Raw genomic sequence first — 18,413 nt, forward strand, 5'->3', positions numbered from 1 at the left:
GCGGGCCGGCCGTCGCCCTCACCTATAGACACATCTCACGATGTGACTTACTGTCGAGACATGAGCGATACTTTGTCTCGCGAAGCTCGGTTCGAACTGCGGTCCGGAGACAGCTGGCGCGATCCGTGGGGGATGTACGCGGCGCTGCGGGAACACGATCCGGTGCATCACGTGGTGCCCGAGGGACACGAGGACCAGGACTACTACGTGCTGTCCCGGTATCGCGACGTCTACGAGGCCGTGCGCGATACCGGAACCTTCTCCTCCGCACAGGGTTTGACGGTCGACTACACCGATCTGAGCGCTATCGGACTGGGTGAGAACCGGCCGTTCGTGTTCACCGATCCGCCGGAGCACACGGTGTTCCGGCGGCGGGTGGCCAAGGGGTTCACGCCGCGGCAGGTGCAGGAGATCAGCCCCGCGGTACGGGAATTCGTCGTGGAGCGGATCGAACGGCTGCGCGCGGCCGGTGGCGGCGATATCACTGCGGAGCTGTTCAAACCGTTGCCGACCATGGTCGTCGCGCACTATCTGGGTGTGCCCGAGGAGGATCGGGCCGCCTTCGACGGCTGGAGCGAGGCGATCGTCGCGGCCTCGACCACCGGCGCCGGGGGTGTCATGCAGGCGCAGGCCGCGGTGGGCGAGTTGATGCGGTACTTCACCGGGTTGATCGAAAAGCGCCGTGCCGCACCGGGAGAGGACACCGTCTCGCATCTGGTGGCCTCGGGGCTCGGCGCGGACGGGGACGTCGGGGAGATCCTGCAAATCCTCGGTTTCGCCTTCACCATGATCACCGGCGGTAACGACACCACCACCGGAAACCTCGGCGGCGCGGTGCAATTGCTGGCGCAGCATCCCCGGCAGCGGCAGCGGCTGCTCGCGGATCCGGAGCTGATTCCCGGCTCGGTGGACGAATTCCTGCGGCTCACCTCGCCGGTACAGGGCCTGGCGCGCACCACCACTCGCGATGTCGAAGTCGATGGGGTCACCATTCCCGCGGGTCGCCGGGTGCTGATGCTGTACGCCTCGGCCAATCGCGACGAACGCGAATTCGGTCCCGACGCAGCCGAACTCGACGTCACGCGCGGGCCGCGGAACATCATGACCTTCGGCAACGGCAGCCATCACTGCCTCGGCGCGGCGGCGGCGCGGATGCAGGCGACCATCGCGTTGCAGGAGTTGCTGGCGCGGTGTCCGGAGTTCACCGTCGACGTCGACGGGGTGCGGTACACCGACGGCAACTATGTGCGGTGGCCGGTCAGCGTGCCGTTCCGGGTCGGGGGTCCGGCGGCGTGAACCGGGGTCGGGTGCCGGTGCGACGCGGCGTGCGGAAACGCGCCTGCGGCGGTTCGGCGTGGCATAGGTTGCCGGGGACGGAGATGGGCGTCGACGGGAACGGTTGTGAGTGATTGGCTGGGCGACGCGCGATCGCTGAGCGCCGCGGAACGGATTCTGGACGCGGCGGCGGGGTTGTTCGCCGAGCGCGGGGTGGGCGCGACCCAGATGGGTGATATCGCCAAGGCCGCGGGGTGCTCGCGGGCCACGCTGTACCGGTACTTCGAGAGTCGGCAGGCGGTGCAGCTGGCCTTCGTCCATCGCGCGGCGCGGCAGATCGGGGCGCGGGTCGCCACCGAGATCGCCGGGATCTCCGAGCCGGGTGAGCGCGCGGTCGCGGGTGTGCTGGCCAGTCTGCGGGCGGTGCGCGCCGATCCGCTGCTGATCGCCTGGTTCCGTCCGGGCGATGCCGGGCTGGCCATCGAGATCGCGCAGACTTCGCAGGTCATCGAGGCCATTGCCGGATCAGTCACCGGCGCCGCGCCGGACGGCGACGCGACGCTGCTGGCCCGCTGGCTGACCCGGGCGATCGTCTCGCTGCTGACGGTTCCGGGGCGGGACGAGGCCGAGGAGTCGCAGATGCTGCATCGTTTCATCGCACCCTTGTTCAGCTCCGCGCATCGCTGAATCCGGCTCGAACCCGCGTTTCGGCGCGGCCGGGGGCGCACCCCGAATCCGGATCCGCACCCTGAGCGGGCCCTGAAGGGGGTGCGTCTTCATGCACCGGGTGCGGCTATCCGGAACAGGTTGCGCGCGGGCTCGCGGATGGCAAGGGTGGAGCCATGACTTCGCTCATCATGTCGGCGCGGGACCTCGAATTCCTGCTGTACGAGTGGCTCGACACCGCGCGGCTGACCGAGCGCGAGTACTACCGGGAGCATTCCCGGGAGACCTTCGATCAGGTCCTCGAGCTGTCGCAGGAGCTGGCGACCAAGTACTTCGCACCGCACAACCGGGCGGGCGATCTCCAGGAGCCCACCTTCGACGGGGAGAAGGTGCACATCCTGCCGGAGGTCGGCCACGCACTGCGGGCCTTCGCCGAGGCCGGACTGATCGGCGCGGCCATGAGCGAGCGGGTCGGCGGCATGCAGTTGCCGCACACCGTGTTCACCGCGTGCATGGCCTGGTTCTACGCCGCGAACGTGGCCACCACCAGCTATCCGATGCTCACCATGGGCAATGCGAATCTGCTCGCCGCGCACGCCTCCCCGGAGCAGATCGAACAGTTCGTCGCGCCGATGATCGAGGGCCGCTACTTCGGCACCATGGCGCTGTCCGAACCGCAGGCCGGATCCAATCTGGCCGATATCACCACCCGCGCCGAACCACAGGACGACGGCACCTACCGGGTGTTCGGCCGCAAGATGTGGATCTCCGGCGGCGATCACGATCTCTCGGAGAACATCGTCCATCTGGTGCTGGCCAAGATTCCGGGCGGCCCGGCGGGCACCCGCGGCATATCACTGTTCATCGTGCCCAAATTCATTCCGGCACAGGGTGATTCGGCACCCGAACGCAACGACGTGGTCCTCGCCGGGATCAATCACAAGATGGGCTGGCGCGGCACGGTCAACACCGCGCCGGTGTTCGGCGACGGTGCGTTCACCCCGGGCGGGCGACCCGGCGCGGTCGGCTATCTGGTCGGCGAACCGCATCGCGGGCTGGCCTACATGTTCCACATGATGAACGAGGCGCGGCTCGGCATCGGGCTCGCCTCGACCGCACTGGGTTACACCGGATACCTCAAGGCGCTGGACTACGCCCGCACCCGCCCGCAGGGCCGCCCGGCCGGGGCCAAGGGCGGTCCGCAGGTGCCCATCGTGGATCACCCCGACGTGCGGCGCATGCTGCTGGCGCAGAAATCCTACGCCGAGGGCGCGTTGGCGCTGCAACTGTTCTGCGCCACCCTCATCGACGATCTGCGCAGTGCCACAACCGATTCCGCGCGCACCCGAGCGGAGACGCTGCTGCGCGTGCTGACCCCGATCGCCAAGAGCTGGCCCAGCCAGTGGTGTCTGGCCGCCAACGATCTGGCCATCCAGGTGCACGGCGGCGCGGGCTACACCCGCGACTACGACGTCGAACAGCACTACCGCGACAACCGCCTCAACCCGATTCACGAAGGCACACACGGCATTCAGAGCCTGGATCTGCTCGGCCGCGCGGTCACCGCCGACAACGGGGCCGCGCTGTCCCTGCTGCTGGACACCATCGGCGAGACCATCGCGACCGCCGGCGCCACCGGCGATGCCGAACTCGGCCATTTCGGCGACGATCTGGCCCTGGCCACCCAGCGCATCGCCACCAGCACCGCGCTGCTGTGGAAGTCCGGGGATCCGCAACTCGCGCTGGCCAATTCGGCGGCCTATCTCGAGGCGTGCGGACATGTGGTGCTGGCCTGGATCTGGCTGGAACAGGCCATCGCGGCACACGGACACGCCAGCGCGTTCCACGACGGTAAACGCGCCGCGGCACGCTATTTCTATCGTTGGGAACTACCGCGCACCACACCGCTGTTCGATCTGCTCGACTCGCTCGATCGCACCACCCTGGACCTGGACCCGGCATCGCTCTAGCGCCGTGGTGAGCTCCACCGGGATCAGGTCGTATTCGTCCAGACGGGGGCAATGACGCCGCACCGTACACGTAAGGGCTACACCCAACCGGTATAGGCGGATCCGATGGAACTCCTCAACCCGATCGACGCCGTATTCCTCACGGCCGAATCGCGGGAACACCCCATGCACGTGGGCAGCCTGCAGATCTTCGAGCGGCCCGCCGAGCAGGGCACCGATTTCGTGCGCTCGCTGTACGCCGAACTGATGTCCGCCACGCCGGTGCGGCCGCGTTTCCGCCGAAGGCAGCGCCGCATTCTGGGCAACTTCTCCAGCGTCGTGTGGGCGCACGGCGAGATCGACCTGGAATACCACCTGCGCCGGTGTGCGCTGCCCCAGCCCGGCGGCACCGCCGAACTGCTGGACCTGGTCGAACATCTGCACGGCACCCTGCTGGACCGGCACCGCCCGCTGTGGGAGGGCCGGATCATCGAGGGGATGGCGGGCGATCGGCTCGGCCTGTACGTCAAGATGCATCACGCCCTCATCGACGGGGTCTCCGCGCAGCGGCTGCTCCAGCGCAGCCTCACCGACGATCCGTTCACCACCCGCATCCGCGCGCCGTGGACGGTGAGCCGCACCGAACCCGAGCCCGATGTCCCCGAGAGCCTGTGGCAGCAGGTGCGACATGCGTTGCCGCGCTTGGCCACCGAGGTCGGCGGGGTGCGCAGTGCAGTGCGGGCGCTGACCGAGGGCAAGCTGGCGCTGCCGCTGTCCGCACCCGCGACGATGTTCAACGTCCCGATCGGCGGCGCGCGCAGTATCGCCGTGGGCTCGTGGCCGATGGAGCGGATCCACGCCGTGCGCCGGGCGACGGGCACCACCGTCAACGACGTGGTCCTGGCACTGTCCGCCGCGGCCCTGCGCGAATATCTGTGCAAGCGCAACGCCCTGCCGGACAAGCCGCTCACCGCCATGGTCCCGGTGAATCTGCGCCGCACCGGCGAGACCGAATCCGAGGGCAATCTGGTCGCCGCGCTGCTGTGCGATCTTGGCACCGATATCGCGGATCCGGCACAGCGGCTGGCCGCGATCAGCACCTCGATGCGCGAGTCCAAACGCGTCTTCACCGAACTGCCGCGACTACAGGCGCTGGCCCTGTCCGCGCTGCTGATGTCCCCTCTCGGGCTGACCTTCCTGCCCGGCTTCCAGGCCCTGCCCCGGGTCCCGTTCAACCTGGTCATCTCCAATGTCCCCGGCCCCCGCAAACCCGTCTACCTGCAAGGAGCCCGCCTCGAACACAACTACCCGCTGTCCATCCCGTTCGACGGCCAGGCCATGAACATCACCGTCACCAGCACCGCCGACAGTTTCGACGTCGGCATTGTCGGCTGCCGCCGCGCCGTCCCCCACCTGTCCACCCTCATCGACCACCTCGACACCGCCCTCACCGAACTCGAACACGCGACCTGCTGAGGGGGCCGCGCGCACCGGCCGCCACTATTACAGGTATGCACTGGTCGGAACTGCGGGCGCGATGTCGGCTCGAGGAGGATGCGGCGATTCTGGCGTTGAACAAGCCCGCCGGGATCTCGGTGACCGGGGAGCGGCACGACACCGATATCGTGCGGCTCGCCGAGGAGGACGGGGAGAAGTTGTATCCGGTGCACCGGATCGACAAGGTGACCTCCGGGCTGGTGCTGCTGGCCAAGGAACTCACCGCGCACGGGGAGCTGACCAGGCAGTTCAACAAGCGGACGGCGGCCAAGCGCTATCTGGCCGTCACCGCGTCCACCGGACTGCCCGACCACGGCGTGATCGAGCTGCCGCTGAGCGTGGGCCGCAAGAACCGGGTGCGGATCGCCGCGCCGCGCGAGAGCATCGTGCGCACCGACGACGGTCCGGCACGCGCGGAGTGGTCGGTCGAGCAACGAGATGTGCTGGCGGGCAAGAACTATCCCTCCCGCACCGAATTCGACGTCATCCTGCGCGGCGACGCGCACACGGTGCTCGCGGTGCGCCCGATCACCGGACGCCGCCACCAGATCCGGGTGCATCTGGCCTGGATCGGCCACCCGGTCGCCGGTGATCCGCTGTTCGACCGATCCGACACCTACCCGCGCACCCACCTGCACTCCTGGCGGTTGCGCCTGGACGCACCGTGGCGCGATCCCGCCGAACTGGACCTGATCGCACCCCCGGGCCCGGACTTCTGGACCGCGGGCGACACCGTGCTCACCGACGATCCGACCACACTGCTCGACCACCCCGCCCGGTTGTAACCCCCGAGAGGAGACCGAATTGTCATGCATCTCCGCTATATTCGGTGGCGTGTCTCATGAAGACGCGGCGGCAACCGGCCATCTAGCCTGATGGGGTGCCGTCCAGGCACGCTCGGGCGCAACGGCGCGATCTCACGAGAAGGCACCCGCCGATGATTTTGTTGGCTCAGCTCAGCGACACCCATTTCGACCTGAAGAACCGGAACGCCGAACGAGTCGAACGGGTGCTGGCCTACCTGTCCGCGCTACCGCGGCAGCCCGACGCGATCCTGCTCACCGGCGATATCACCGACGCGGGCAAACCCGAGGAGTACGAGCAGGCCCGCGACACCCTGCGCGCCATCTCGATCCCGCTGTGGATGCTGCCCGGAAATCACGACGACCGCGCGGCCCTGCGCCGGATACTGCTGCACGAGGACGCCTCGGACCGGCCGCTGAACCAGGCGATGCGACTGCACGGGCTGACCGTCGCCCTACTCGACTCCACCGTCCCCGGCGCCAGCGGCGGCGAACTCGACGACGACACCTTCGCCTGGCTCACCGATCTGCTGCGCACGACCCCGCCGGACGACGCGGTGCTGATCGCGCTGCATCACCCCCCGATGCCGATGTACAGCACGGTCGTGGACCCCATCCGCCTGTCCAACCCCGAGCGGCTCGAGCGGCTCGTCGCCGCCGACCCCCGCATCCTCGGCGTCCTCACCGGCCACATGCACACCCTGGGCACCACGTTGTTCGGCGGCAAACCCCTGATCGTCGCCCCCAGCGTCGCCTCCACCATCGGCGGAGCCTGGGAGGTCACCACCCCCGGCGAGGTCCCCATCGACTACGCGCCCGATCCCGCCATCCTCCTGCACGTCATCGATGACGGCCGCTTCACCACCCTGCTCCGCCCGGTCCCCATGGGCGGCCGCATCGCCGCGGTGTGAGGGCCACGCCCCCTATTTGCGCACCCGTTCCCGGCGATACGACGCGGGAGTCGTCCCGGTCCATCGCTTGAACGCGTAGATGAACGTCGAAGCCTCCGCGTACCCGAGCCGAATCGCGACATCGCTGACCGACAGCGGCGTGGCGGTGAGCATCTCCTCGGCCAGGGTGCGACGCACCTCGTCCAGCAGGGATCGATAACTGGTGCCGACCGCGTCGAGGTGACGCCGCAACGTCCGCGTGCTCATATTGAGGTCACGCGCGACCGCATCGATACCCAGCGGCGCGGCATAACCGTCGGCACCGCCGCGCGGCACCAGACGTTCGCGCACCTCGGCGGCGATCCCGGTGCGGGCGCGACGCCGATGCACCAGTTCCCGGCACTGGGCCAGGCACATCGCCCAGGTGTATTCGTTGGCCTGCGGCAGCGGTTGTTCGAGCACCGTCGGGTCGAGGGCGAACAGATTCTGCGGCTGCCCGAAACGCGGTCGCACACCGATGATCTGAGCGAGCCGGTCGGCGTATTCCGGTTCCGGATAATCGAATTCGGCGCGCAGCAGCGTCAGCGGACGGCCCAGCAGATCGCTCATCACCTGATGCATGGCCAGTACGTCACGCTCCACCAGGAAGCGCCGCACGTCGGGCGGGACCAGTTCGTCGTGGATGTCGGCGACGAATTCCCCTGGCTCCCAATGGGTTACCGGCAGACAGAAGGTGAAGCTCAACTCCAGGTAGCGCAGCGCGAACGCGATCGTCTCGCCCAGGGTCGGACTGCTGACGCACGCGAAGCCGAAGATGCCGAAGGTGGTGATGTGGTATCGCCGCCCCACCTCCACCCCGAGCGCCGGACGTTCGGTACCGAGCGCCCGCACCAGATTGCGGATCACCGCCAGCTCGGTCCGCGCGTCGATCTGCGCGTCGGGATCGGCGAGGGTGCGTTCGGTCAGCACGGTTCCGCGCAACATGACCTCGGCGGCCACTCCGTATTCGCGGGCATAACCGACCATGAGGGCCACACTCGCCATGCCCCGGGGGAAATCCCAATTGCGAACCGCGGGGTGTTGCTCCGTTGCCATACTCCGATTATGGCCGAATATCTCGATCACCCACTCCCCCGCTCTTTAGAGTGGAGGCTACACCCGCAGCTGTGAGGAGCGCCACAATGTCAACGAGGACACCGTCGGTCATAATCATCGGCGCAGGATTCGGCGGCCTGGGCATGGCAATGGAGTTGCGGCGCAACGGTTTCGAGGATTTCACCATCCTGGAGCGGGCCGCCGGGGCGGGCGGGGTGTGGCGGGAGAACACCTATCCGGGTGCGGCCTGCGACGTGCCCTCACCGCTGTACTCGTACTCCTACGCACCCAAACCCGATTGGCCGCACCGCTACTCGGGTTCGAGCGACATCCTGAACTATCTCCAGGGCCTCGCCGTCGAATACGACCTGCTGGAGCGGATCCGATTCGGCACGGACGTCACCGAGGCCGCCTTCGACGAATCCACCGGAACCTGGACCGTGTACACCGCCGACGGCACCGACCACACCGCCGACGTGCTGATCTCCGCGGTCGGCCAGCTCTCCCGGCCGCAACTGCCCGCCATCCCCGGCCGCGAGAGCTTCCGGGGCCCGGCCTTCCACTCCGCGCAGTGGGATCACTCGGTCGACCTGACCGGTAAGCGCGTCGCCGCGATCGGCACGGGCGCGAGCGCGATCCAGTACGTCCCGGCGATCCAGCCGCGGGTCGAGCAGCTGACGATCTTCCAGCGCAGCGCGGCCTGGGTGGTGAGCCGCACCGATCGCGAATACCGGCCGATCCATCACGCGCTGTTCCGGCACGTGCCGGGATTGCGTCGGGCACAACGTCTCTGGGTGTGGTGCTTCCTGGAATTCTTCGCCCTGGGCCTGGCCGATCTGCCGCTGCTGCGCCGCCTGGTCACCTATCTGTGCCGCCGCACCCTGGAACGCGAGGTCACCGATCCGACCCTGCGCGCCAAGCTCACGCCCGACTATCCGGTGCTGTGCAAACGGGTGCTGTTCTCCAACGACTACTACCCCGCGGTCGTACAACCCAACGTCGACGTGGTCACCACCGAGATCACCGAGATCGTCCCCGACGGGGTGCGCACGGCCGACGGCGTCGTCCATCCCGCCGACGTGATCGTCTACGGCACCGGCTTCAAGGGCAGCGAATTCCTCTGGCCCATGCGGATTCTCGGCCGCGACGGCCTGGACCTCGCCGACGCCTGGACCGGCGGCGCCCGCGCCTACCTCGGCATGACGGTCCCCCGCTTCCCGAACCTGTTCCTGCTGTACGGCCCCAACACCAACCTCGGCATCGGCTCGATCGTCTACATGATCGAATGCCAGTCCCGCTACATCCGCCAGGCCCTGACCCACCTCACCACCCACCCCGCCCACACCCTCGAGGTCACCCCGCAGGCCGCCCGCGACTTCGACACCCACACCCAACGCCGCCTCCGCCGCACCCCCTGGTCCAGCTGCTCCAGCTGGTACCGCAACGCCGCGGGCCGCATCACCAACAACTGGCCCGGCACGGTCACCGCCTACCGCCTCCGCACCCGAACCCTGAAACTCACCGACTACACCCTCACTCCCAACCCGTGACCTGATTCCCCCAAGGCATCCACCCGGCAGCTCGCACCGACCACGCGCGCACCACCATCGCGGGCCGCGGGCAGCAGCACCGAATCCAGGCGATGTTGCGGGCAGACCCCGCGCACCCGCGCCGCATGACCACGGATTCGTGCCGAAGTTCGTCCGATCCCATTCGGCAAGCCCGGATCACACATAACCCGAATGCGTACTCGAATCGGACCGAACGGCACCGGCCCGATTCCCATGCACAACCACACAGGCACGAGCCATCGCAAATGTCGATCCATGTCACCGCGGCGACGATGCCCGCAAGCCGCGATCACCTGTGATGCCGTGCACCCGGTTCATCGTGCGAGCGGATCGCGGCTTCGGCGACCGAATCACTCGACCGTCACCCCGACACGATCCCCACTCATCCACAAGCGTGACCGCATCCGCGCACAGCCGCCCCACGGGTTGCGCACAGCTCGCACCCGGACGGTGCTCAGGCGGGCCTGGCAGACTTGAGGTCGTGACCGCTCTTTCCACAGCCAGTGAACAGTCCCGGCCGGGGCGGGGGCCGTTGCGCCCGATCGAACTGGCCACGGGGGCGGTTCTGGCCGGTGTCACGGTGGGGTTGGTGACCGTCGGGACGGTGCTGCCGATCGCCGCCGCGCTGATGTTCATCGCGGCGGTGCCGATGGGGCTGCTCGCGCATCGACACCGGTTGCGCGCGGTGTTCACCGCGGGGACGGCCGCGACCCTGGTGACGTTCGTGGTCGCCGGGATGTTCCCCGCGTTCACCACGGTGGCGATGGCGATCATCGGCGGCATCGTCGGCATAGTGAAACGTCGCGGCGGCGGCCTGCTCGCGGTGCTGGGCCTGTCCATCCTGGCCGGTCTGATCTCCTCGTTGTTCTCGGTCGGCATGCTGCTGGTGTTCACCGCGACGCGAAAACTGCTGTTCGAGACCATTCGCAACCTGTCCAAGGGGGTGCAGCGCCTGGCCGAACAGCAGCCTCGGCTCGCCCCGCTGGGCCACGCGCTGGGCACGGTCACCGACGAGGTGCTGCGCTGGTGGTGGGTCTACATCGCCGGCGGCATCCTCGTCGGCCTGGTCGCCACGGCGGTGTTCTCCTGGTTCGCGCTGGGTTCGGTGCTGGACCGGCTGACCTGGCTGCCCGGCCGCGATCAACTGGACGCCCCGGTCGACGACCGGCCCATCGCCCCGCTGCCGGTCACCCTGCGCGACGCGTCGTTCCGCTACCCGGACGCCCGCACCGACGCGCTGACCGCGATCTCGCTGACCGTGGACGTCGGGGAGTTCGTGGCCGTCGTCGGCCACAACGGTTCCGGCAAATCCACGTTGACCAGGCTGCTGGCCGGCCGCCCGCCGACCTCGGGCGCGGTCGAACGTCCCGGTTCGGCGGGTCTGGGCAGGCTCGGCGGCACCGCGCTGGTCCTGCAACGTCCCGAGAGCCAGACCCTCGGCGTGCAGGTCGCCGACGATGTGGTGTGGGGTCTGCCCCCGGAACTGGCCGCGCAGGTCGAGGTGGAATCCCTGCTGGCCGAGGTCGGCCTCGGCGGCATGGGCAAATCCGAGACCGCGACCCTGTCCGGCGGCCAGCAGCAGCGCCTGGCCGTGGCCGCCGCGCTGGCCCGCCGCCCGGCCCTGCTGATCGCCGACGAGGCCACCTCGATGATCGATCCCGACGGCCGCCGCGATCTGGTCGCGCTGCTGGCCGAACTGCCCCGGCGGCATCCGATGGCGGTGGTCCTGGTGACCCATCACGAGGCCGATGCCGCCGCGGCCGATCGCGTGGTGCATCTGTCCGGCGGACGGCAGGTGGAGCGGCTGCCCGCCTGGCCGCGTCCCGCCCGCGACGAACGCCGCCGCCCGATGGGTGAGCCGATCCTCGAACTGCGTGACGTCCGGCACACCTACAATCGCCGAACACCTTGGGCCGCAACGGCTCTGCACGGCATCGACCTGACCGTCCGACGCTCCGAGGCGCTGCTGATCGTGGGCGGCAACGGATCCGGGAAATCCACCCTGGCCTGGATCATGGCCGGTCTGATCGAACCGAGTCACGGCCGCTGCGAACTGCGCGAGGGCACCGGCACGCATCCGGTGTCCGGCCGAATCGGCAAGGTGGCGTTGGCCTTCCAGCATTCGAGGCTGCAACTACAGCGCCAGACCGTGGCCGCCGAGATCGAGGACTGGGGCGGCAGCGGCACCGGTTCGGCCGCGGTGGGCCGCGCGCTGGACGCGGTCGGCCTGGATCGCACGATGGCCTCGCGCTCGATCGAGGAACTGTCCGGTGGTCAGGCCAAACGGGTCGTACTCGCGGCGATCGTGGCCAGTCGCCCGCAGGTGGTGGTGCTGGACGAACCGCTGGCCGGACTGGATCCACAGGGCCGCGCCGAGGTGGTGGAACTCCTTGCCCGCCTGCGGGATTCGGGCCTGACCCTGATCGTCATCTCGCACGACGTGGAGGATATGACCGGCGTCTGCGACCGCACGGTGCATCTACGCGGCGGCGTCATCCCGGAGACCGCGGTGCAGCCGTCGACCGAACCGTCCCCCGTCCCCGGCCTCGCGGCGCGCAGCCTGACCCGGTTGACCCCGAAACGCCCCGGCACGACCGGAGGTAACCGATGAAACTCCTTCCCGCACAACAGGAATCAGCAGGAGTCGCGCGATGACCATGGTGCTGCTGCGCGAGGTCCCGGTGCCGAGTCCGGTGCACCGGCTGTGGGCCGGGACGAAGATGGTCGCGGTCTTCCTGATCAGCATGCTCGTGCTGTTCCAGCCCTCCTGGCCGGTGCTGGGCCTGATCGCGGCCTTCCTGATCGTGGTCGGCGCGATCGCGCATCTGCCGCCGGGCACGCTGCCGCGACTGCCCTGGCAGTTCTGGGCGCTGATGAGCATCGGCCTGTTCACCTCCGCGCCGGCGGGTTGGCCGGCGGTGGTGCACTACGTGCAGACCATGATCTTCGCGCTGCTGCTGCTCGTCTCCTCGTTCCTGATCGCGTGGACCACCCCGATGGGCGAGATCGCGCCCGCACTCGCGAAACTCGCTGCGCCCCTGCGGTTGTTGCGTATTCCGGTGGAGGAGTGGGCGGTGGTGGTGGCGCTGACGTTGCGCGGACTGCCGCTGCTGCTGGACGAGATGCGCATCCTGCGCGCCGCCCGCAAACTGCGCCCGAACGGCGGTCTGCTGCAACGCGCCACCGACAACGCGCTGATGGACATCCTGACCGCGGCCATGGCGGTATCCACCCGCCGCGCGGGCGAACTCGGCGAGGCGATCACCGCGCGCGGCGGCACCGGACAGCTCACCGCGTATCCCAGCGCACCGGGCCGCCGCGATGCGGTCGCGCTGCTCGTCGTGATCGCGATATGCGTTGCGGCAGTGGCGATCAACCACTTCGTCTGAGGCCGCGGCACGATCGTCGCCGGACCGTCCGGTAGGGAAATCCCGATTCGCACGAATACCCGCCGGTAGAACCGACCCGGCGTCTTTTTCGCACCCCGGGATCATCCAATCCCGGCCGGAACCCAAGGGATTACCCATAATTCGCGGACAGCAATCCCGAAAAATATCTAGGATTGCGCGGACGCACAGCAGTTACCACCTCGCTACACGAAAACGCGCGCAACCCTGATCGATCAGCGGTACTTTCTGCCTGCGCGCGCCCATGTTTTCGACGAACCTGATGAAGATTGGAACAGGCGAATGCTCCTGCGCAAGTTCATCGCTACCGTCGTACCGGTGGCGATCGCCCTCGGCCTCGGGGCCGGTGTCGTGCACGCCGATCCGACCATGCCCGTGGTGCACTACAGCACCAAGCTGGTGGGTGACACCGTCCGCACCACCCTGACCGGCGGCTCCTTCCGCGTGGCCGCGGATCAGCGCACCGTCGACATCCGCGATACCGACGGCAACGCCGTCGTCACGCTGCCGCTGGCGATCCGCCAGCACGGCACGGAATACCCACTGCCACACCGGATCAGCGCCGACGCGCACGAATTGGACCTGACGGCGGTGCGGAACGTGGCCGCGGCCCGCCCGGCGCGGGCGCTCCCGGTGGCCTCGGTGACCGAGAATCAGCGTGCGCTGGAAGCCTTTTCGACGCAGTTCGGCATCGCCACCGCGATCGGCGGTTTCATCGGCACGGCCCTGGGCGCGCTGATCGGGCTGACCGGCATCGTCACCGGCCCCGGCGTGGTGGCCAGCGTCCTGGCCGGAGCCGCGCTCGGCGGCATCGTCGGCACCATCGTCGTCGGCGGTCCGACCCTCATCGTCGCGGGCCTGGACCTGGTCAACACGCTCGGGGCCGCACCCGGCACCACCAAGTGGAATCAGTGATCACACGCTCATCGGACGGTGCAGCCCGCGGTGACGGGCTGCCCGTCGAAGCGGTCGGCGAGAAAGTTCATGCCGCCCAACGCTTCCCCGGCCGCCGCGCCGTTGTGGGTGGGGAAGATCGAATGGATCGCGGTGAGCCTCGCGCCCAGCGCGCAGTACCGGTCGACCAGCCTGCTGAATCCGGCAACAGGAATGACGTCGTCGGAGTTGCTGTGGTACAGGTACATCGGCGAGTCCGGCGCCTCCACACCCAGCTCGTTGGCGGCGGTGGTGCCCCGGAACTCCTTGCTGCCCAGCAGATCCGGCGTCCTGGAGAAACTGTCGACGCGCGCGTTGACGTACTGCGGCACCAGATTCGAACCGCAGGCGGTGGCATTCGCGGCCAGCAGCGCCCGGCCGCGATCGTTCAGTGCCCCGGACAGGCCGGAATCGGGATGATTGCGGGTCAGCGCCATCAGGATCAGCAGGGCCAGCCCGGCCTGCCCACCGCCGTCGACGCGCTGGGCGATCGCGGCGATATCGGCGGGCACCCCACCGGCGCTGATCCCCGCGAACCGCACCTGCGGCGCATAACTCGACCGCAGCTGCGCGGCCCACAGCGTGGCGAACGCCCCACCCGAATATCCCCACGCCCCAACGGGACTCGCCGTCTGCACGCCACCCGGCGCGAAGGACAGCGCCGCCCGGATCCCGTCCAGCACCGCGCGTCCCGCACCCGGACCGTCCAGGAACCGCGAGTACGGCCCCTCGTAATCACTGATCGCCAACGCCCACCCGCGCAACAGCGCGGCGGTCATGAACGGCACGTCCAGCAGGGTGTTCACCACGCCCGGATCGTGCCCGCCGGAGAACGCGAACGACGGCGCGCACCGGGTCCCGAGGCTGTCCTCGGGCACCTGATAGCTCAGCAGCGGTCGCGGACCCTTGTCCCAGGTCGTCGTCGGCACCACCACCGTGGTCACGTCCAGGATCGGATGATCCGCCGAATCGGTTGTGCGATAACGTAATTGCCACGCCGAAACCGGCAGTGGCAACCCGAACACGCTGATCGACCGGACGCCGAGCAACGCCCCGTTCGGCTGCGAGGCCAGATCCGCGGGCGCGGCATAGAACGGATCCTGGTCGGGATAGGGCACCGCGCCGGCCACCGGCGTGGACAGCAGCCCCAGCACCATGGCGACCGCCACGGCCAGCACCGTGCCCGTCCGCCGATGCGCGGCATGTGCACCCGCGAGCCACCCGAATCCCATCCGATACCTCCCACGTCGCCCCGCACCGCACCACCGGAAGTGCACGCTAGCCCTCCCGAATCCCCAGGTCAACGATGTCCACGGCCGGTCGGTGAACGTTTCCACGACACGCCGTACACCCCGGTACTGTGGGTCGGGACCGCATACCTGGCAAAGGGGAGTTTCGGTGCGACAGGGCAATGGACTCGATATTCCGGACGGGCTCGCCGACGTCTGCGATCCGCACCGGATGGCGGTGATCGTCTACGACATGCAGGTCGGCGTGCTGTCCCAACTCGATGATGCCGAGCAGATCGTCGCGCGGGTGGTGCGGGTGGTGGAGGCCGCGCGGGCGGGGGGCTATCCGGTGATCTTCCTGCGGCACATGTTCCTGCCGCCGCGACTGAGCGGCGCATTCGCGCTGCGCATGGCGATGACGTGGCAGGGTGTCGATGCGGTCGAGGACCTGCAACCGATCCTGTTGCGCGACACGCCCGGCTTCGAACTGGCGCCGGAGCTGCGGCCCGGTCCGGACGAGATCGTCTTCGACAAGACGACCATGTCCGCCTTCGAGGGCACCCCGCTCGCCGCGACCCTGCGTGACCTGGGCATCGTCTCCTACGCCATCGCGGGGGTGGCACTCGAGATCGGTATCGCGCCGACCGTCACGCACTCCACCGATCTGGGTTTCATCCCGGTCGTCATCGGTGACGCGTGCGGCGGGCGGGACGAGGCGGCGATGGACCGGGCGCGGGCGGATTTCGCGTTCCAGGGCAACGCGATCGTCACCGAGGTCGACGCCATCCTCCCGCTGCTGAACGGAAAGGCCTGATCAGCCGGTCGATCCGAGCCAGGCCGGATGCCAGAGGCGGCCGGATTCGGTCCAGTTCATGTAGCGCACGGTGCCGGTGAGTTTCGGGGTGACCCAGACGGCGTCCTCGCGTTCGGCGGGGGTGAGGTCGTTGTCGAACGGGCTGGTCTTGCGGTACAGCGGGCGTAGACGGGCGGCCAGGTCGGCCATCTCGCGTTCGTCGAATCCGGTGCCGACCCGTCCGGCATAGATCAGTGTGTCCCCGTCCCGCACCCCGACCAGTAGGGAGGCGAACTCCCGCGCGGTGCTGCGTCGCCAGCCGCCGATCACCACCTGTTGAGTGCGCCAGTTGCGGGTCTTGATCCAGGACTGGCCGCGTCGTCCCGGGAGGTAGATCGAGTCCAGTCGTTTGGCGACCACGCCTTCCAGGCCCTGTTCGCGGCTGAAGTCCAGCGCCCGGGCACCGGAGCCTTCCAGTCGCGGCGGTACCAGGAGTGCGGGTGCGCGGGCGGCCAGTGCCTCGAGGACCCGGCGGCGGTCCGAATAGCGTTTGCGGACAAGGGATGTGCCGTCCAGATAGAGCACGTCGAAGGCGACGAATTCGGCGCGGACCGAATCCGATTGGAGCAGGGCGAGATTCACGCGGCCGTCGGCATCGAAGACGACCGCCTCGCCGTCGAGTACCGCGCGGTGGTCGGCGAGTTCTTCGGCGAGTGCGGCCAGGCGTGGATAACGTTCCGTCACAACGTTTCCGGCTCGGCTGCGTGCGGTGACGGTGCCGTCCGCGAGCTCCACGATCAGCCGGAAGCCGTCCCATTTGGTTTCGAAGGCCCATTCCGCCGAGTCCAGGGTGGCGACGTCACCGGGAGTGGCCAGCATCGGGCTCAGATCGCGTGGCATCTCCGCCTCGCGGCGCTTGCTGCTGCTCGAATTTATTTGTGCACCACCTGGTTCCGGCTTCATCAGATGCATCAGCCACTGATCGCCCTTGGTCCGGATCAACGCGTAGCGGCCGTCCAGACGAGTGCCGCGCAGCCGCACGATCACCTCGTCCTCGCGCCACTTCTCGGTCTCGTAAGTGCCCGAATCCCAGATCGTCATCTCGCCCGCGCCGTACTGTCCACGCGGGATCGAACCGTGAAAGTCCAGGTATTCCAACGGATGATCCTCGGTCCGCACCGCGAGCCGGTTCTGCGTGGTGGAGGTCGGCGGTCCTTTCGGCACCGCCCAGGACGCCAGTACGCCGTCGCGCTCGAGGCGCACATCCCAGTGCAGGCGGCGGGCGTGATGTTCCTGGACGACGAAACGATTGTCCGCACCGGGCGTAGGCGGTTGCGCCGGAACGGGTTCCGGGGTGCGCGCGGGATCGCGCATCGAGCGGTAGACGGACAGCGGGTCCGGCGCCCGATCGAATGAATCCAGTCCCGCCAGCAGATCGCCGTGCTCGTGCCAGCGGGTCAGTACTTCCTCGAAGGTCAAGTGCCGCAAGCTTTCCCGGTCTTCCAGCTCGTCCCAGGAACGTGGTGCGGCGACCATCGGCGAGGTACGTCCGCGCAGTGAGTACGGCGCGATGGTGGTCTTGGACGGATTGTTCTGACTCCAATCCAGGAACACCTTGCCCGGCCGGGCCGCCTTGGCCATGGTCGCGGTCACCAGATCCGGATACAACTTCTCCAGACCCACCGCGACCTGCTTGGCGACCGTGGACGCCCCCGACGAATCGAGCGCGCGCGTCAGCGGCACATAGACGTGCATCCCCTTACTACCGCTGGACACCGGGTAGGCGTCCAGCCCGGCATCGCGCACCGTATCGCGAATCCACACCGCGACCCGCGCGCACTCGGCCAGCCCCGCCCCCGGACCGGGATCCAGATCGAAGACCAGCCGAGTGATCGGCCCGCGCTCCTCGCCGTCGAAAATCCATTGCGGCACATGGATTTCCAGCGCGGCCTGCTGCCCGAGCCAGGCCATTCCGGCGACCGAGTCGATCAGCGGATAAACCACCCGGCGATCCGAATGCTGCTGCGCACGACGATCCAGCCACTTCGGCGCGTGCGCGGCGAGATTCTTCTCGAAGAACGCGGATTCGGTAACCCCGTTGGGCCAGCGTTTACGAGTCACCGCGCGACCCGCGATATGCGGCAGCAGAGCGGGCGCAATCGCCGTGAAATACTCGATGACCTGCCCTTTGGTGGTCCCGGTAGCCGGATACAACACCTTATCGAGGTTGCTCAACTCAACCTCGATACCCCCGAAATCCCGGCGGGTGGCCATGATCGAAGTCTACGGTCCGTCGGCCGCGGAC

At 68.4% G+C, this 18,413-nt stretch carries 14 protein-coding genes; 11 read left to right on the top strand and 3 right to left on the bottom strand.

Annotated elements, in window-relative coordinates; translation table 11 throughout:
- The first annotated feature begins 60 nt into the window (after positions 1-60).
- From NRB20_RS11495 to NRB20_RS11520, 6 genes are all read left to right on the top strand, one after another.
- On the top strand, positions 61-1,296 hold the full coding sequence (locus NRB20_RS11495; protein ID WP_153410055.1) for a cytochrome P450: 1,236 nt from the start codon (positions 61-63) through the stop codon (positions 1,294-1,296).
- 105 nt (positions 1,297-1,401) lie between these two features.
- Positions 1,402-1,962, top strand: a complete 561-nt coding sequence (locus NRB20_RS11500; protein WP_319944761.1) for a TetR/AcrR family transcriptional regulator — start codon at positions 1,402-1,404, stop codon at positions 1,960-1,962.
- A gap of 155 nt (positions 1,963-2,117) precedes the next feature.
- The gene (locus NRB20_RS11505; RefSeq protein WP_153410056.1) at positions 2,118-3,911 is read left to right on the top strand and encodes an acyl-CoA dehydrogenase; all 1,794 of its coding nucleotides are present in this window, start codon (positions 2,118-2,120) and stop codon (positions 3,909-3,911) included.
- Positions 3,912-4,016: 105 nt separating this feature from the next.
- On the top strand, positions 4,017-5,366 hold the full coding sequence (locus tag NRB20_RS11510; RefSeq protein ID WP_153410057.1) for a WS/DGAT/MGAT family O-acyltransferase: 1,350 nt from the start codon (positions 4,017-4,019) through the stop codon (positions 5,364-5,366).
- A gap of 35 nt (positions 5,367-5,401) precedes the next feature.
- On the top strand, positions 5,402-6,172 hold the full coding sequence (locus NRB20_RS11515) for an RluA family pseudouridine synthase (protein WP_153410058.1): 771 nt from the start codon (positions 5,402-5,404) through the stop codon (positions 6,170-6,172).
- Between the two features lie 152 nt (positions 6,173-6,324).
- Positions 6,325-7,101, top strand: coding sequence for a metallophosphoesterase (locus NRB20_RS11520; RefSeq protein WP_153410059.1), 777 nt, complete (start codon positions 6,325-6,327; stop codon positions 7,099-7,101).
- Positions 7,102-7,113: 12 nt separating this feature from the next.
- Here the strand turns inward: NRB20_RS11520 and NRB20_RS11525 are convergent, their stop codons facing one another.
- Entirely contained in the window at positions 7,114-8,175 is a 1,062-nt protein-coding gene (locus NRB20_RS11525) for an AraC family transcriptional regulator (RefSeq protein ID WP_153410060.1), read from the bottom strand.
- Positions 8,176-8,261: 86 nt separating this feature from the next.
- On the opposite strand from NRB20_RS11525, the gene NRB20_RS11530 reads away from it, so the two are divergent.
- The 4 genes from NRB20_RS11530 to NRB20_RS11545 all read left to right on the top strand — a co-directional run bounded on the left by NRB20_RS11530 (position 8,262) and on the right by NRB20_RS11545 (position 14,068).
- Positions 8,262-9,725, top strand: a complete 1,464-nt coding sequence (locus NRB20_RS11530) for a flavin-containing monooxygenase (protein WP_153410061.1) — start codon at positions 8,262-8,264, stop codon at positions 9,723-9,725.
- Between the two features lie 502 nt (positions 9,726-10,227).
- Complete coding sequence (locus NRB20_RS11535) at positions 10,228-12,357, top strand: DUF2232 domain-containing protein (RefSeq protein WP_319944762.1); 2,130 nt, start codon at positions 10,228-10,230, stop codon at positions 12,355-12,357.
- 40 nt (positions 12,358-12,397) lie between these two features.
- A complete protein-coding gene (locus NRB20_RS11540; protein ID WP_153410063.1) occupies positions 12,398-13,135 on the top strand; it encodes an energy-coupling factor transporter transmembrane component T family protein in 738 nt (245 codons plus the stop codon).
- A gap of 300 nt (positions 13,136-13,435) precedes the next feature.
- Positions 13,436-14,068 carry an ammonium transporter gene (locus NRB20_RS11545; RefSeq protein WP_153410064.1) on the top strand — a complete coding sequence of 211 codons (633 nt, stop codon included), beginning with the start codon at positions 13,436-13,438 and terminating at the stop codon, positions 14,066-14,068.
- A gap of 8 nt (positions 14,069-14,076) precedes the next feature.
- Here the strand turns inward: NRB20_RS11545 and NRB20_RS11550 are convergent, their stop codons facing one another.
- Entirely contained in the window at positions 14,077-15,318 is a 1,242-nt protein-coding gene (locus tag NRB20_RS11550) for a lipase family protein (protein ID WP_153410065.1), read from the bottom strand.
- Positions 15,319-15,484: 166 nt separating this feature from the next.
- Between NRB20_RS11550 and NRB20_RS11555 the strand changes: the two genes are divergently transcribed.
- Positions 15,485-16,129, top strand: a complete 645-nt coding sequence (locus tag NRB20_RS11555; RefSeq protein ID WP_319944763.1) for a cysteine hydrolase family protein — start codon at positions 15,485-15,487, stop codon at positions 16,127-16,129.
- Here NRB20_RS11555 and NRB20_RS11560 read toward each other — a convergent pair whose 3' ends face one another.
- The gene (locus NRB20_RS11560; RefSeq protein ID WP_153410066.1) at positions 16,130-18,382 is read right to left on the bottom strand and encodes an ATP-dependent DNA ligase; all 2,253 of its coding nucleotides are present in this window, start codon (positions 18,380-18,382) and stop codon (positions 16,130-16,132) included.
- Positions 18,383-18,413 lie beyond the last annotated feature (31 nt).

Origin of the sequence: Nocardia macrotermitis, from assembly GCF_009604405.1 — a bacterium.
Classification (GTDB): Bacteria; Actinomycetota; Actinomycetes; order Mycobacteriales; family Mycobacteriaceae; genus Nocardia; species Nocardia macrotermitis.